14 protein-coding genes are annotated in these 14,755 nt (G+C 56.1%); 13 read left to right on the top strand and 1 reads right to left on the bottom strand.

What is annotated here, in order from left to right; translation table 11 throughout:
- Window positions 1-6 precede the first annotated feature (6 nt).
- Window positions 7-1,239 (top strand): serine hydrolase domain-containing protein, encoded by a 1,233-nt coding sequence (locus RUDLU_RS0110570; RefSeq protein ID WP_044130225.1) that lies wholly within the window; start codon window positions 7-9, stop codon window positions 1,237-1,239.
- Between the two features lie 231 nt (window positions 1,240-1,470).
- The gene (locus tag RUDLU_RS0110565) at window positions 1,471-2,421 is read left to right on the top strand and encodes an alpha/beta hydrolase (protein ID WP_019988349.1); all 951 of its coding nucleotides are present in this window, start codon (window positions 1,471-1,473) and stop codon (window positions 2,419-2,421) included.
- 133 nt (window positions 2,422-2,554) lie between these two features.
- Here RUDLU_RS0110565 and RUDLU_RS0110560 read toward each other — a convergent pair whose 3' ends face one another.
- Entirely contained in the window at window positions 2,555-2,989 is a 435-nt protein-coding gene (locus RUDLU_RS0110560; RefSeq protein ID WP_019988348.1) for a DUF1573 domain-containing protein, read from the bottom strand.
- Window positions 2,990-3,252: 263 nt separating this feature from the next.
- On the opposite strand from RUDLU_RS0110560, the gene RUDLU_RS0110555 reads away from it, so the two are divergent.
- From RUDLU_RS0110555 to RUDLU_RS0110505, 11 genes are all read left to right on the top strand, one after another.
- Window positions 3,253-5,628 (top strand): alpha-ketoacid dehydrogenase subunit alpha/beta, encoded by a 2,376-nt coding sequence (locus tag RUDLU_RS0110555; protein ID WP_157580159.1) that lies wholly within the window; start codon window positions 3,253-3,255, stop codon window positions 5,626-5,628.
- A gap of 155 nt (window positions 5,629-5,783) precedes the next feature.
- Entirely contained in the window at window positions 5,784-7,241 is a 1,458-nt protein-coding gene (locus tag RUDLU_RS0110550; RefSeq protein ID WP_019988346.1) for a 4Fe-4S dicluster domain-containing protein, read from the top strand.
- Window positions 7,238-7,756, top strand: coding sequence for an NADH-quinone oxidoreductase subunit J family protein (locus RUDLU_RS0110545; protein ID WP_044129410.1), 519 nt, complete (start codon window positions 7,238-7,240; stop codon window positions 7,754-7,756). The genes RUDLU_RS0110550 and RUDLU_RS0110545 overlap by 4 nt, the downstream gene beginning before the upstream one ends.
- Window positions 7,757-7,848: 92 nt before the next feature.
- A complete protein-coding gene (nuoK, locus tag RUDLU_RS0110540) occupies window positions 7,849-8,151 on the top strand; it encodes an NADH-quinone oxidoreductase subunit NuoK (protein WP_019988344.1) in 303 nt (100 codons plus the stop codon).
- A 19-nt stretch (window positions 8,152-8,170) separates the two neighbouring features.
- The gene (locus tag RUDLU_RS0110535) at window positions 8,171-8,785 is read left to right on the top strand and encodes a 2OG-Fe(II) oxygenase (RefSeq protein WP_019988343.1); all 615 of its coding nucleotides are present in this window, start codon (window positions 8,171-8,173) and stop codon (window positions 8,783-8,785) included.
- 84 nt (window positions 8,786-8,869) lie between these two features.
- Entirely contained in the window at window positions 8,870-9,736 is an 867-nt protein-coding gene (locus RUDLU_RS0110530; RefSeq protein WP_019988342.1) for an SDR family oxidoreductase, read from the top strand.
- 5 nt (window positions 9,737-9,741) lie between these two features.
- The gene (locus tag RUDLU_RS27285; RefSeq protein WP_019988341.1) at window positions 9,742-10,287 is read left to right on the top strand and encodes a gluconate 2-dehydrogenase subunit 3 family protein; all 546 of its coding nucleotides are present in this window, start codon (window positions 9,742-9,744) and stop codon (window positions 10,285-10,287) included.
- Window positions 10,284-11,879 (top strand): GMC family oxidoreductase, encoded by a 1,596-nt coding sequence (locus RUDLU_RS0110520; RefSeq protein ID WP_019988340.1) that lies wholly within the window; start codon window positions 10,284-10,286, stop codon window positions 11,877-11,879. The genes RUDLU_RS27285 and RUDLU_RS0110520 overlap by 4 nt, the downstream gene beginning before the upstream one ends.
- A gap of 43 nt (window positions 11,880-11,922) precedes the next feature.
- On the top strand, window positions 11,923-13,257 hold the full coding sequence (locus tag RUDLU_RS0110515; protein WP_019988339.1) for a family 1 glycosylhydrolase: 1,335 nt from the start codon (window positions 11,923-11,925) through the stop codon (window positions 13,255-13,257).
- Window positions 13,258-13,260: 3 nt separating this feature from the next.
- Window positions 13,261-14,073 carry an alpha/beta fold hydrolase gene (locus RUDLU_RS0110510; RefSeq protein WP_019988338.1) on the top strand — a complete coding sequence of 271 codons (813 nt, stop codon included), beginning with the start codon at window positions 13,261-13,263 and terminating at the stop codon, window positions 14,071-14,073.
- Window positions 14,007-14,744 carry an acyl-[acyl-carrier-protein] thioesterase gene (locus RUDLU_RS0110505; protein WP_027302948.1) on the top strand — a complete coding sequence of 246 codons (738 nt, stop codon included), beginning with the start codon at window positions 14,007-14,009 and terminating at the stop codon, window positions 14,742-14,744. The genes RUDLU_RS0110510 and RUDLU_RS0110505 overlap by 67 nt, the downstream gene beginning before the upstream one ends.
- Window positions 14,745-14,755 lie beyond the last annotated feature (11 nt).

The following is a 14,755-nucleotide window of genomic DNA, read 5'->3' as shown; positions in this document are numbered from 1 at the left end:
AATGTAATGAGTAGTGTTGTCCAACTTGTGTGTCTTGTCTGGGTATCGTTTTCCTGCGGGCAGAGTCCGCAACAGAAACTGAAACGATCGGCTAGTGAACTGCATAGTTGTGCCGAAGAGCAAAAGCTATCTGCTGGGGAGTTGAGCCGAATCCGACAGGAAATCAATGCCGATGGGAAAACGCGCCAAATTGAGACGATTATCGAACAGAAGTTTCGGGCGGGTTTTAACGGGAACGTGCTGATTGCCCAGAAAGGGATTGTGCTGTACAAAAAATGCAATGGCTTTGGGCATTTTGAAAAAGGAGCCCGCGACACCCTGATCGAAGAGTCGAAGTTTCAGCTCGCGTCGCTTTCCAAAACATTTACGGCCGTTGGCGTACTCAAGTTGGTAGAAGCGGGCAAGCTGCATCTGGAGGATACCATCCAAAAGTTTTACCCGGAATTCCCCTACAACGGTATCTCCATTCGGGATATGCTTTGCCACCGGAGTGGGCTCCCCAACTATGCCTATGCCTTCGACGACAGTATGAAGGTGAATTTTTACAAGCGGGAGAAACCGTACCCAAACAACCAGACCATTATGCACTGGTTTGCTACGGTGAAACCGACGCCGAAGCGGTACAATATTCCGGGTCGTACCTTCAGCTACTCGAACACCAATTACATGGTGCTGGCGTCGATCATTGAGAAGGTAACGGGGCAATCATTCGAAGCCTTCATTCGGAAAAATATTTTCCAGCCAATTGGTATGCACAACACCTTTGTGGCCACCACCAAAAACGATTCGATTAACCTGTACCGAACTGCTGGCTATCAGTGGAACCGGCGTATCCCAAAAGATTATTACGACGATGTTGTGGGTGATAAAGGGGTGTATTCGACCATAGACGATCTCTTTAAATGGTACCGGGCCCTCAATGGCGACTGCCTGTTGAAACGCCGGACGCTGGCCGAGGCTTTTCTGCCCCGTAGTTTCGAACGGAAAGGGCTCAAGAATTACGGCTACGGGTTTCGGATGATGCTCGACTCAGCCAATCAACCTGAGTTCATCTACCATACCGGTTGGTGGAAAGGATACAACACCATGTTCTGGTTTAGCCCCAAAGATGAGTACGTGATTATCATGCTGGGTAACCGCTACAACACCAGTGTGTACCGGGTGAAAGAGCTGGTTGATGTATTGCACAGCGGCAAAAAGCTTACAGATACCGACGTGACAGGCGAGGTAGAGATTTAAGAAGCTGTTTGAGTTAATCCCTTTGGCCCGTAAGGGCAGCTTTTGGTCGCTGTCTGCGCCACTTTTTTGGGTCGTAGCAATAGCTACGACCGGCAAAAATTGGCTTGTCAGCAACCAAAATATGCTCCCTACGGTCTCAAATCGCTAACTCAAATAGCTTCTAAACAGAGCACCCGGTAAACAAGCCGGGTGTTTTGCTTTTCTACAGCAGTTAACCGGCACACGGCCTCTATGAAATCAACCTTTCTTGCCACCACGCTTTTGATCGGCACCCTGTCTTTGCCAGCCATGTCGCAATCCAGTAAGCCAATCTGGCCCCAAAATGCCATTCCCAACGCCTTGCCTGGGGCTACCCTCACCGAAAAGGTAGTAACCACCGATGTGGAGCGAATCAGCAACGTAACTGTCCCAACCCTGACGGCCTATCTGCCCGCTAAAGACAAAGCGACGGGGGCTGCGGTTATGATTTGCCCCGGTGGAGGGTATGCCATTCTGGCGTCGAGCCACGAAGGGTCGGATATAGCTCGTTGGTTTGCCGAACAGGGTGTAGCGGCCTTTGTGTTGAAATACCGGCTGCCCAACCCGGCCATCATGACCAATCAGCACGAGGTGCCGCTCATGGATGCCATGCAGGGTATTCGACTGATCCGGCGAGATGCGGCTAGTTACGGTATCGACCCGAATCGCATTGGGGTTATGGGTTTTTCGGCCGGAGGGCACCTGGCGTCTACACTATCGACCCATTGGAATGGGCCTGAACCGGCCACGGCGCGTGTGGGAGGTAATGAGTCGGTACAGTCGACCTCGGCTCAACCGAACTTTGCTATTCTGATGTATCCGGTTATCACGTTTGGGGAGAAGGCACACGCGGGCTCGCGCAACAACCTGCTGGGGACGCTCAAAGACGATGCGGCCAAAATCGCTTATTACTCCAACGAATTGCAGGTGACAGCCCAAACACCGCCCACGTTTCTGGTCCACTCTATGGACGATAAAGCCGTACCGGTTGAGAACAGTATCAGCTACTATCTGGCCTGTCTGAAAAATGGTGTTCAGGCCGAAATGCACCTGTATCCGAAAGGGGGGCACGGCTATGCGATGCGTACCGCCGATAAAGGGTCTGTGGCTAATTGGCCCGATGCTTGTAAGGGGTGGCTGAAAAGTATTGGGGTGCTTAAATAGGGCATAAAAAAAGGCATCCGGTAAATAACCTGATGCCTTTCGGCACTACGCGATCAATTAACCCTTAGCGTGTTACCGTAGTATATATTGTATAAACGGCACTCCGTTGGGAGCGCCGTTTATGTAAGGTAAATTACTTCGTACCTTTCTTCTTGTCGGCAGCTTTAGGAGCGGTTCCGGCTGTTTCCAGGGCTTCTTTAGTTACCACCTCTCCTTTGAGGTAAAGCACTACGGTTGGAGTCTCCGCGTTGCTGGTCACCGTAACCGACTTATTGAAACCACCCATAGCGGCAGCATTGTAAGTAGCTGAAACCGTGCCGGTTTGGCCAGGCATTACAGCCTCTTTCGTCCAGGTTGGTTTGGTGCAACCGCAAGAAGCCGCTGCGTCGGAGATGAAGAGAGGCTCTTTGCCCGTGTTTTTAAACTTAAAAACGTACGTAGCTGGTTTGCCTTGCTCGATCTTACCAAAATCGTGGGTCTCTTTTTCAAATTTGATTACACCTTTCTGAGCATAACCAACTGCCACGAGTACAAACATGGCTACGAAAAGTGAAAAAAACTTTTTCATTGGACTTGTGTAAATTATGATTTGGAGATTCAGTTATTGTGCCTTACAAAGTGTGGTACAGCAAAATTCTTACCAAATAAGCTTGCTCAGACGAAGGTCTAACAAAGAAAGTCATAAAATCGTTTTTTTGAAAGCTTAATTGTTTTATCTTATTTTTACTTCCACTGAGCGGAAACGGTCAGCACTTCATCAGCTAAATTAATTACTCAAGCTTAATCTGTAAACGTCCCGTGATTGCCAACGAACAAGTACGCGCAGCAGATATGCTGACTCGTGAAAAAATCCTATCTGACTACCGCCTTGCCTGCGAGAGCCGACAGGCAAGTTTACTGGGTCGGCGTGATGTGATGGGAGGACGGGCCAAATTTGGCATCTTCGGAGATGGAAAGGAAGTGGCCCAGATAGCCGCAGCCCGCGCTTTCCAGCGCGGTGACTTTCGGTCGGGTTACTACCGGGATCAAACCTTTGTGGCGGCCCTCGGCGAGCTGCAATGGACTGAATTTTTTGCGCAATTGTACGCCCATGCTGATGTAGAGCATGACCCTAACACGGCCGGGCGATCCATGAACGGACACTTTGCCACCCGCTGGCTCGATGAGCAGGGGCTGTGGCGCACCCAAACCGATTCGTACAATTCAGTTTGCGACATTGCCCCTACGGCCGGGCAGATTCCCCGTTCGCTGGGGCTGGCGTATGCCTCGAAACTGTACCGCCATAACCCACACCTGCAACATATGGACGGGTTTTCGCGCCGGGGCAACGAGGTTACGTTTGCCACCATTGGCGATGCCTCTACCTCGCAGGGTATGTTCTGGGAAACGATGAACGCTGCGGGTGTTTTGCAGGTGCCCTTGCTGGTATCAGTTTGGGACGATGGCTACGGTATTTCGGTGCCCGTGGAATATCAGACCACCAAAGCGAGCATCTCGAAAGCATTGGCCGGGTTTCAACGCGACGCCGATGATAAAGGCTTCGATATCTTGACGGCTAAAGGTTGGGATTATGTGGGCCTGCTCGAAACCTACCAACAGGCGGCCCGTACCTGCCGTGAGGAACATGTGCCCGTGCTGGTGCACGTGCAGGAGGTAACCCAGCCGCAGGGCCACTCGTCGTCAGGCTCGCACGAACGTTACAAAAGCAAAGAACGGCTGGCCTGGGAGGCCGAGCACGATTGCAACCGACAGTTCCGGGGCTGGATTCTGGCCAATGGCTATGCCACCGACGAGGAGCTGGAGCAGATTGAGAAAGAAGCCCTTCAGGTTATAAAGAAAGCCCGTACCGACGCCTGGAACGCGTTTCAGCAATCGATGCAGGCTGATCTGGAGGAGGCCTCAGAGCTGATACAGCAGGCGGCCCGGCACCATACTAAAGCGCCGGTGCTGATGGGCATTCGGGAGGAGCTTCGCAAGGCGGCCCCATTGCTGCACCGCAACGGAACCATGGCTGTCAAGAAAGCGCTTCGGGTGCTACGGGGCGAAAACACCCCGGCCCGCACCGCGCTGGTAAACTGGCTCACGCGGACGTCGGCCGAAAACGCCGACCGATTCAGCTCACACCTGTACAGCCAATCGCCCGAATCGCCGATGCGGGTACAGGCCATTGCGCCCGAATACACCGACGACAGCCCGATGGTTGATGGCTATTTGCTGATGCAGCACTACTTTGACAACCTGTTTGGCCGCGACCCACGCGTGGTGGCCATGGGAGAGGATGTGGGCCATATTGGTGACGTAAACCAGGGGTTTGCCGGCTTACAGGAAAAGTACGGAGAGCTTCGGATTACCGACACGGGCATTCGCGAGACAACCATTATCGGGCAGGGGATTGGTCTGGCGATGCGTGGCCTCCGACCCATCACCGAAATTCAGTATTTCGATTACATCTTTTATGCCCTGGCTACCCTGACCGACGACCTGGCTACGTTGCTGTATCGGACTAAGGGTGGGCAAAAAGCTCCCTTGATTGTGCGGACGCGCGGTCACCGGCTGGAGGGTATCTGGCATTCGGGCTCACCCATGGGCGCTATGCTCAACAGCCTGCGGGGTATGCACGTGCTTGTGCCGCGTAACATGACCCAAGCCGCCGGTTTTTATAATACGCTCATCAAAAGCGACGACCCCGCCCTGGTGGTTGAGTGCCTCAACGGCTATCGGCTCAAAGAGCGCCTGCCGCAAAATCTGGATACGTTCTGTGTGCCGCTCGGGGTTCCCGAAACCCTGCGGCCCGGTACAGACGTAACCGTGGTAACCTACGGATCGATGTGCCGGATTGTGCTCGACGCAGCGGCTCAGCTCGAAGAGTTTGGAATCAGCATTGAGGTGATCGACGTACAGTCGTTGTTGCCGTTCGATGTGACGGGTCAGATTGTCGAGTCGATTCGGAAAACCAACCGGGTGGTGTTTGCCGATGAAGATTTTCCGGGTGGCGCAACAGCCTACATGATGCAGCAGGTGGTAGAGGGGCAGCAGGCGTATCGATACCTCGATTCGGCTCCGCGCACCCTCAGCGCCAAAGCCCACCGGCCCCCGTATGGCTCCGACGGCGACTATTATTCAAAGCCAAGTGCCGAAGACGTTGTCGATATCGTTTACGAAATCATGCAGGAAGCGGAACCAAACCGGTTCCCTGCACTTTATTGAGTGAACGAATGGTTTGTAGTTTATGGTTTTTTGGTTGTGGTGGATGTCGCTCCGATTGGTAGGTAAAGAAGCCGTTGCAGGCGCTTTGTCATCAATGAGTTTTGCAGGGGTTGGCGGGCCAAAAACGAAGAACCATAAACTATAAACTCCTTACAATGTCGTACTTTCAGGATATAAAAGACGGAATTCGGACAACACTGAAGGGGTTGAGCATTACGGCCCGGCACCTGCGCGAAGCTACGGAAAGCCGTAAGCCGCTGGCTGTTGCAAGTGACAACTACTTTGAGCAACAAACGGGCCTCGTAACGGTACAATATCCGCACGAGAAGCTTCCGATTCCCGATAATGGCCGCTACCGGTTGCACAACGAAATTGACGACTGTATTGTCTGCGACAAGTGTGCCAAGGTGTGCCCCGTCGATTGTATCACCATCGACGCCATCAAGGCCACCGAAGAGGTCGGCCGCGCTTCCGATGGGTCGCCTATCCGGTTGTATGCCGCCACCTTCGACATCGACATGGCCAAGTGCTGCTACTGTGGACTTTGCACGGTAGTGTGCCCCACGGAGTGTCTGACGATGGAGAAAACGTTTGACTACAGCGAGTTTGAGCTGGGTAAACTGACCTACGGCTTTGCCAATCTGACGCCCGAACAAGCTGAAGAGAAGCGCACCCTGTATGAGCAGTTTGTGCAGGAAAAAGCAGCTCAGAAAGCACAGCAGGCCAGTAAGCCAGCAGCCCCGGCCGCATCCGACGAAGCACCCAAAGCGGCCCGGCCGGTGTTCCGCCCGACGGCCAAGCCCAAGACTTCCGATGTGCAGCCTTCGGAGGTAGACCGGCCCGCAGCCGAAGCCTCCCCGGCTATCATTACATCGGGAACTGACCCGGCAACCCAGAAAGAACATACGGTTCAACCAACCGAGGTGCCGGCGGCCGACGGTTCGGCGACCGACGGTTCGGCGCCCAAACCGAAACCGGCTTTCCGGCCAAGCATGAAGCCACCGGTGGCCAAAACGCCCCCGGCAACGCCCGCCGATTCCGCTGTGGAGCCGCAGCCGGCCGCTGAAAACACGCCAGCGCCCAAGCCCGCTTTCCGGCCATCGATGAAGCCTAAACCAGCTGCGTCTGATCCAACCGAAGCGACAGCGTCACCCATTGATGCTACGCCCGCGCCTAAGCCTGCGTTCCGGCCCACGATGAAGCCTAAGCCGGCCGACCCACAAACCGCTGGGCCTGCGGAGGCAGCCTCGCAACCGGAAACAGATGCTCAAAAGCCAAAACCCGCGTTCCGGCCGACGATGAAACCGAAATCGGCCCCGACTGACCCAACTGAGGCAACGCCAGCACCGGTTGATGGTACGGCTAGTGTTGAGGGAGATGCGCCGACCGCACCTCAATCGGACACGCCCAAACCTGCGTTCCGGCCGACGATGAAGCCCAAGCCGGCGGTATCTGAGTCGACCGCGCCGGAAGCGAGTACGGAGCCGGTAGGCCCGAAAGAGGCCGAGTCTGGCCCGTCTGATGCTGCACCGGATGCCGAGCCGCCAGCCGCCCCTGAGCCACCGAAGCCCAAGCCCGCGTTCCGGCCAACCATGAAGCCCAAAAACCCGTGATACAACTCGTAATCCTCTTGTTTTCGGCCCTGGCGCTGGGCGGTGCGGTTGCCATTCTGCTGACCCGAAACGTGCTGTATTCGGCTTTTTTTCTCTTGCTGACCCTGCTGGGCGTGGCGGCCTTGTTTGTACTCGCCAGTGCTGATTTTCTGGCTGTGGCACAAATCATGATTTATGTGGGCGGGGTGCTCGTGCTGATTGTGTTTGGGGTAATGCTCACGCACAAAGCCGACCCTCTGCATCGAAATAGCCAACGCCCCAACGCCGTGCTGACCAACCACCGGTCGTGGTTGTGGCCGTTGCTGTTGGCGGGTGGTACGTTTACGGTCTTGTATCAGGTGCTAACCCGAGGCTCGTTCATTCTGCTGAACCGCGAGATGAAGTACCAGACCACCGTCGATACGATTGGGCGGCAGCTGATGACTGAATACCTGATTCCGTTCGAAATAGCGGGGATTCTCCTGCTGGTGGCGCTGATCGGAGCGGCTTTTCTGGCGAAGCCAAACAATGTATAATGTACAATGTGTAATGCATAGTGTATAAGCTTTGGGCAGGCGTTCATCACTAGCGTATCCATTATACACTATGCATTCTCCATTAAAAAGATATGGAAACAACCACGATGCTCATTGTAGCCGCTTTGCTGTTTAGCCTTGGACTGGCCATTGTAGTCGTAAAACGCCATGCCATTGTGGTGCTGATGGGCGTTGAACTGATGCTGAACGCGGCCAATCTGAATCTGGTTGCGTTTAGTCAATACGACCCCGACCGCTTACAGGGGCAGATGATGACCCTCTTTGTGCTGGTAGTGGCAGCCGCCGAAGCCGCCGTAGCCCTGGCCATTGTGTTGCAGGTCTACCGCCATTACCGAACGGTTCAGTTAGACGAAATCAACGATCTGGAAGGGTAGCCCAAACTCTTTTTTACCTATGACAACCGCATTGGAAACCCAGTTTGATACGCTGATCGACGGTATTCTCGAGCAGGGTTACGGCATTGCCGACGATTTCCTGACCCCCGACGAGGTGAAGGCGCTGGCCACCCGGCTTCGGGAGCGCCGGGAGCAGGGTCAGTTTCGGGCGGCTGGTATCGGAAATCAGCATACGACGGTCGAAAAGCAGATTCGGGGCGATGAGATTCACTGGCTCGACAGGGCAGAGGCTACTCCCGAAGAGTTGACCTTTCTGGACCGGGTCGATGCCTTTGTGCAGTACGTAAACCGGACGTGCTACCTCGGTTTGCGCGATTATGAGTTCCATTTTGCCCTGTACCCCGCTGGCACGTTTTATAAGCGTCACCTCGATCAGTTCCGTACCGATTCGCGCCGTCGGCTGTCGGTAATTTGCTATCTCAACGCCAATTGGCAGGAGTCCGATGGCGGCCAACTGGCGCTGTATCTCCCGGCCGAAGACGGCACCGAACAAACGCTGAAGGTTGCACCTGTTGGGGGGCGGTTAGTTTGTTTTGAAAGCGGTAAACTTGAGCATGAGGTGCTGCCTGCTACCCGCGAGCGCCTGAGTGTAACGGGCTGGCTCAAAAATTAACCTGCACAGCCAGACAGTCGGCTTTTTCCAACAATTGTAGTAGAGTACAGGTTACTTTTTCGAAAGTGACACACTCAACGCTACATGGAAAATACGGAATACCGCCCCGCTGCGGACGAAATCAAGGCGCAAAAGTTGCCGTACCCCGCCCGGCAGTCGGACATGAATCAGCAGCCTGACAGCGACCTCTCCAATTATAAACCAGCGGATAAACTCGCGGGTAAAGTAGCCCTCATTACCGGTGCCGACTCAGGCATTGGTCGGGCCGTAGCCATTGCGTTTGCTATGGAGGGTGCTAAGGTGGCGATCCTCTACAACGAAAATACCGACGATGCCCGCTACACCCAGCGCCTGGTGGAGAGCAAAGGGCAGCCGTGCCTGGTGATTCAGGCCGATGTCCGGCAAAAAGCGGCTTGCGAGGATGCCGTGCGCCAAACAGTGGAGCGGTTTGGCGGATTGAATATTCTGGTGAACAATGCCGCTTACCAGATGGCCCAACAAAAGCTGGAAGACATAAGCGAGGAGCAGCTTCGGCGGACGTTCGAAACCAATATTTTCGGGTACTTTTTTATGGCGCAGGCAGCCTTACCCCACCTAACCGAAGGCGATGCCATTGTGAACACGGGGAGTATTGTCGGGCTGGTAGGAAACCCCATTCTCGTCGATTATACCGCCACCAAAGCGGCTATTCACGCCTTTACCAAATCCCTGGCCATTCAGCTGGGCGAGCGCAAAATTCGGGTCAACGCCGTGGTGCCCGGCCCGGTCTGGACGCCCAATATCCCGGCAACCATGCCTCAGGATGAAGTAAAGAACTTCGGGTACGAAGTGGCATTGGCCCGACCCGGACAGCCCGAAGAACTGGCCCCTGCTTATGTGCTGCTGGCGTCGTCGGACGGGAGCTTCATGACGGGTAGTCTGGTGGAGGTTACCGGAGGCAAACTCGGGTAGGAGCCATGCAACATCAGAATCAATCCTACTCGGTGCTCGACCTGATCGGCTCAGACCGGGTAACCCCGGCTACGCGCAAAGCGTTGCTCACCCGCCTGGCCGAACCGCCCGTAACCGAGCCCCAGTTTTTTTCGGCCGTTGAGTTTGGGCGGCTCCAACAGGTGTGCGCCCGCTTGCTTCCTGGGGCAGCAACCGATGCTATCGATCTGGCTGGCCCTATTGATGTACGGCTGGCCGGGAAAAATACCAATGGTTGGCGTTACGATGATTTGCCGAATGACGGCGATGCGTACCGCCTTTTTCTGGCCGGCATTGACCAAACGGCCCAAGTGCGTTTCAACCTCTCTTTTGATACCATTACGCCCGACGAGCAGGACGCTGTACTGCGGGCCGTGCAGCAGGGTGAGCCTCCCGGCGATCTCTGGGCTGGCTTTGCTGCGGATCGGTTTTTTGAAGAATTACTGGCCGAAGCTGTCGAGGTGTATTACAGTCACCCGGTGGCGCAGCAGCGCATCGGCTATACCGGAATGGCAGATCAACGAGTGGAATGAAAACACACCCAACTGAAGACATCCTCGACGCCGTGGTCATTGGCACCGGCGCGGGGGGCGCCCCCTTGCTGGCCCGGCTGGCTATGGCGGGCCTGAACGTAGTGGCCCTGGAGGCCGGAAAATTCTGGAAAGCTACCGACGATTTCGCCACCGATGAGCGCACTCAGGACTTTTTGTTCTGGAACGACGAACGGCTCAGCGCCGGGCAGGACCCGATCGCATTTGGCCGCAACAACTCGGGCACAGGTGTGGGTGGCTCTACACTGCATTACACGGCCTACACGCCCCGTGTACAACCCGACGACCTCCGGTTGCGCACCGACTTTGGCGTGGGCGAAGACTGGCCCCTCGACTACCATACCGATATTGAGCCGTACTACGACGAGCTGGAGTCGTTTCTGGGCGTGTCGGGCCCGGCCTCGTATCCTTGGGGGCCAGCCCGGAAAACATCGTATCGGTATGGCCCTCTGCCGGTCAACGGCGCGGGTCGACTGATGGAAAAGGGGTGTAAGGAGCTGGGTATTCGTACCTCACCGGCGGCCAACGCGGCTCTGTCGGCTCCGCAGTTTCAGGAAGGTTACGGGTGGCGGTCGGCCTGTACCAATCGCGGTTTTTGCCAGGCTGGCTGCAACAACGGAGCCAAAGCGAGCATGGACGTGACGTTTATCCCGCTGGCTATTCAGCACGGGGCCGAGGTGCGGGCCGAGTGCCTGGTTACCCACTTCGAGCGCGACAGTCAGGGGCGTATCACGGGCGTGGTGTACGTGCAGCATGGCGTACAGAAACGGCAGCGTTGCCGACACGTGTTTTTGTGCGCGGGGGCCGTCGAAACGCCCCGGCTGCTTTTGCTCAATGATCTGGCCAACCGGAGCCAACAGGTGGGCCGCAATCTGATGGCCCATACAGCCCTGCAAATCTGGGGGGAGTTCGACGAACCTGTGTTTCCATGGCGGGGCATACCGGGCGCTGTTATTTCCGAAGATACCCACCGGCCAACTGACCGTGCGGGTGGCCCGGCCGATTTTGTGGGCGGTTATCTGTTGCAGTCCATCGGGGTAATGCCGGTCACCTACGCCAGTCAGATGGCGCGGGGGCGCGGTTTGTGGGGGGCGTCCATGCAGGAGGCTATGAGCCGCTACAATCATGTGGCGGGCATCAATATTCTGGGCGATTGTCTGCCGTACGCCCACAACTACCTCGAACTTTCCGACGAAAAAGACGGTCGTGGCCTGCCCAAGCCGCGTGTGTTTTTCTCGATGGGCGAAAACGAAGAGCGGCTCACGTCGCACGCCAACGGCCTGATGCGGGCCATTTGGGAGGCTGCCGGTGCCCGCAACGTCTGGGCGTTTCCGCGGAGTGCCCACGTGATTGGCACGGCCCGTATGGGTACCGACCCCGACCGGGCCGTGGTGGATGCCAATGGCCGGTCGTTCGACGTGCCCAACCTGTACATCTGCGATAATTCAATCTTCCCGAGTGCCCTCAGCGTGAACCCGGCCCTGACTATCATGGCCCTTTCGTTACGGACAGCGGACAAGTTTTTAAAGAGTGAAAGAGTGAAAGAGCGCGGCACTCCCACACTCTTTCACTAAGTACTGAGACTCATTCACTCTTTCGCTCTTTCACCCATTATCTATGAAAGACTTCCTATATCACATCAAAAAGAAATACGGCGACGGTAATTACGACGGCGATCAGTTTGGGGGGGCAGCGGGCCATAACGGCAGCGGTTTCCCGGATGGCAATGCCGGTAATTTTATGTTTGCTACGGGAATCGAGTGTTCGTACCCAACCATCGGCAACGGCACCGTTCGGCGCGATCAACTGCGCGAGTGCGGACATTATGAGCGATGGAAAGAAGACCTGAATCTGGTTCGGGAAATGGGGCTTAAAGTGCTGCGGTATGGCCTGCCGTACTACCGAATCCACGAAGCGCCGGGCAAGTTCAACTGGGAATTTGCCGATCTGGCCATGGCCGAAATCAAGCGGCTGGGTATTACGCCCATTCTGGACCTGATGCACTTTGGCGTACCCGACTGGCTGGGTAATCTGCAAAATCCGGAGTTTCCGATTCACTTTGCCGATTACTGCCGGGCCGTGGCCGAGCGGTATCCCTGGGTGCGGTACTACACACCCGTCAACGAGATTTACGTGACGGCCCGCATCAGTGCCAAAGACGGCGTCTGGAACGAGCAGCTCAAAACCGATCAGGGCTTTGTCACGGCGCTGAAGCATTGTGTGGCCGCCAGCATTATGGGGACGCAGCAAATAGCCAGTATCCGTAACGACTGCGTGATTGTGCAGAGCGAAAGCGCCGAGTTTATTCACGAATTGTGTGCCACGCCGTCGGCCGCTACCCGGCTCGAAAACGAACTCCGGTTTTTGTCGCTCGATTTGCTGTATGCCCGCGCGCCGTCGGCAACGGTAGCCATGTATTTGCTCGATAACGGCCTGACCCGCCAGGAATATGAGTGGTTTATGAAAGGCAAGCCGCCGGGCTATCAGATCATGGGCAACGACTACTACGGCCGTAACGAACGCATCCGGCTACCCGACGGGTCGATGCACCTCTCAATGGATGTGCTGGGCTGGTATCAGATCACAAAAGAATACTACGATCGCTACCGAATGCCGGTGATGCATACCGAAACCAACGTGTTTGAGGAGGCCGACGCGCCTATGTGGCTCTGGAAACAGTGGATCAATGTGCTCCGAATCCGCAAAGACGGTGTACCCGTGCTGGGTTTTACGTGGTACAGCCTCATCGACCAAATTGACTGGGACACACAACTCGGCGAGCAGAACGGGCGCGTACAGGCCTGTGGGCTCTACACCCTCGACCGGAAGCCCCGTCCCGTAGCACAGGCGTACAAAGACCTGCTGCACGAGTTCGGGCAGATTACGATTGTACCCTACGGCGAAATGCTTGAAATGACCGACCGGCCCGCCCGGCTCAAAACCCAGGTTTAACGTATGAAACTCCACACCAACTCTGAAGGCCACGGCGAGCCTACGTTTGTTTTATTACATTTCTTTGGCAGTTCAGGCCGCGAATACGCCGGGGTCATATCGGCGCTGGCCGGTAGGTATCGCTGTATTGCGCCCGACCTGCGGGGTTTTGGCGATTCGGCTACGGCCCCCGATGGCGACTATTCGGTAGACGCCATGACCGACGATGTGCTTAGTTTGATCGAACAGACGGTAACGGGGCCTTTTGTAGTGGTGGGACACTCGATGAGCGGTAAGGTGGCGTTGAACCTGGCCGCCCGCCAACCCGCCGGTTTGCTGGGGCTGGTGTTGTTGGCTCCCTCGCCCTTATCGCCCGAACCTATTGAGCCTGATGAACGGCAGCGGCTGCTCACCACCCACGGGCAGCGGTCGGCCGCCGAACAAACCCGGCAGAATATCACGTCGGCCCCGTTAAGCGAAGCGGCTCAGGAGCAGATTGTAGCCGACGACCTGCGCAGCTCCGACGCGGCCTGGCAAGCCTGGCTGACGCACGGAAGCCGGGAAAATCTGGAAGACCGGGCTGGCCGCATAACGCTACCCGTGCAGATTGTACTCGGGGCCGACGACGAACACATTACCCGCCAGCTCATGCAGGAAACCCTGTTGCGGGTGTTGCCACAGGCCCGGCTCACCCTACTCAGCGGGGCGGCTCACGTGTTGCCCCTCGAAAAACCGGTGGAGGTAGCCGACATACTCGGTACCTTTGCGGCATGGCTTTTATCCAGACAGATACCTACACCGTACGCGGCTACGAAGCCGACGCTACTGGCCGATTGACCCTGCCCACCCTCATGAACTGGATGCAGGAGTCGGCCAATCGGAATGCGCTCGATTATGGTATTGGCATGGCCGACCTGGCTGGGCATGGCCTCGGCTGGATGCTCATGCGGTTCCGGCTGACAGTACACCGATACCCGGCGTATGGCGAAACCTGCATCGTATCGACGTACCCGACCCGGGTTGAGAAATACTTTATCTACCGCGATTTCAAGGTGGTGAGTGCGTCGGGGGAGTTGCTGGCCGAAGCGGCCAGTACATGGGTTACGTTTGCGGTTGAACGGCGGGTTATGGTGCCCCTGCCTGAGTTTATCCGTCGGTTGCATCCGCCCGCCGTGGCCGACCCGCTCCCGGCATTGCCTTTAAAACCCGATTTTTCTCCGCCCGAAACGCCTGCTCAGGTGCATAACCGGCTTATTGGCTGGTACGACCTGGACGTAAATCAGCACACCAACAATGTGAGTTACGTGCAGGCGTTACTGGAGTCGATGCCGGAGGAATCTCTGCGCCAAAAGCACCTGTACGAACTGGATCTGTTTTTCAAGGCCGAGAGCCATTTGCACGATGAGCTGGCGGTGCATACCTGGCTCACCGATGGGATAGGGTTACACCGGCTCGTGCAGGAGTCCGACGGACGCGATGTGCTGTGGGCCCGTAGCGTTTGGCATTGACCATTTGCCCA

This window comes from Rudanella lutea DSM 19387, from assembly GCF_000383955.1.
In the GTDB taxonomy this organism is placed as follows: Bacteria; Bacteroidota; Bacteroidia; order Cytophagales; family Spirosomataceae; genus Rudanella; species Rudanella lutea.
The sequence above is the reverse complement of the archived record's forward strand: the minus strand, read 5'-3'. Positions and strand labels throughout refer to the sequence as shown.

Coding starts and splice junctions, on each gene's coding strand:
- RUDLU_RS0110570 (WP_044130225.1), top strand. CDS start 7: ATGAGTAGTGTTGTCCAACTTGTGTGTCTTGTCTGGGTATCGTTTTCC.
- RUDLU_RS0110565 (WP_019988349.1), top strand. CDS start 1,471: ATGAAATCAACCTTTCTTGCCACCACGCTTTTGATCGGCACCCTGTCT.
- RUDLU_RS0110560 (WP_019988348.1), bottom strand. CDS start 2,989: ATGAAAAAGTTTTTTTCACTTTTCGTAGCCATGTTTGTACTCGTGGCA.
- RUDLU_RS0110555 (WP_157580159.1), top strand. CDS start 3,253: ATGCTGACTCGTGAAAAAATCCTATCTGACTACCGCCTTGCCTGCGAG.
- RUDLU_RS0110550 (WP_019988346.1), top strand. CDS start 5,784: ATGTCGTACTTTCAGGATATAAAAGACGGAATTCGGACAACACTGAAG.
- nuoK (WP_019988344.1), top strand. CDS start 7,849: ATGGAAACAACCACGATGCTCATTGTAGCCGCTTTGCTGTTTAGCCTT.
- RUDLU_RS0110535 (WP_019988343.1), top strand. CDS start 8,171: ATGACAACCGCATTGGAAACCCAGTTTGATACGCTGATCGACGGTATT.
- RUDLU_RS0110530 (WP_019988342.1), top strand. CDS start 8,870: ATGGAAAATACGGAATACCGCCCCGCTGCGGACGAAATCAAGGCGCAA.
- RUDLU_RS27285 (WP_019988341.1), top strand. CDS start 9,742: ATGCAACATCAGAATCAATCCTACTCGGTGCTCGACCTGATCGGCTCA.
- RUDLU_RS0110520 (WP_019988340.1), top strand. CDS start 10,284: ATGAAAACACACCCAACTGAAGACATCCTCGACGCCGTGGTCATTGGC.
- RUDLU_RS0110515 (WP_019988339.1), top strand. CDS start 11,923: ATGAAAGACTTCCTATATCACATCAAAAAGAAATACGGCGACGGTAAT.
- RUDLU_RS0110510 (WP_019988338.1), top strand. CDS start 13,261: ATGAAACTCCACACCAACTCTGAAGGCCACGGCGAGCCTACGTTTGTT.
- RUDLU_RS0110505 (WP_027302948.1), top strand. CDS start 14,007: ATGGCTTTTATCCAGACAGATACCTACACCGTACGCGGCTACGAAGCC.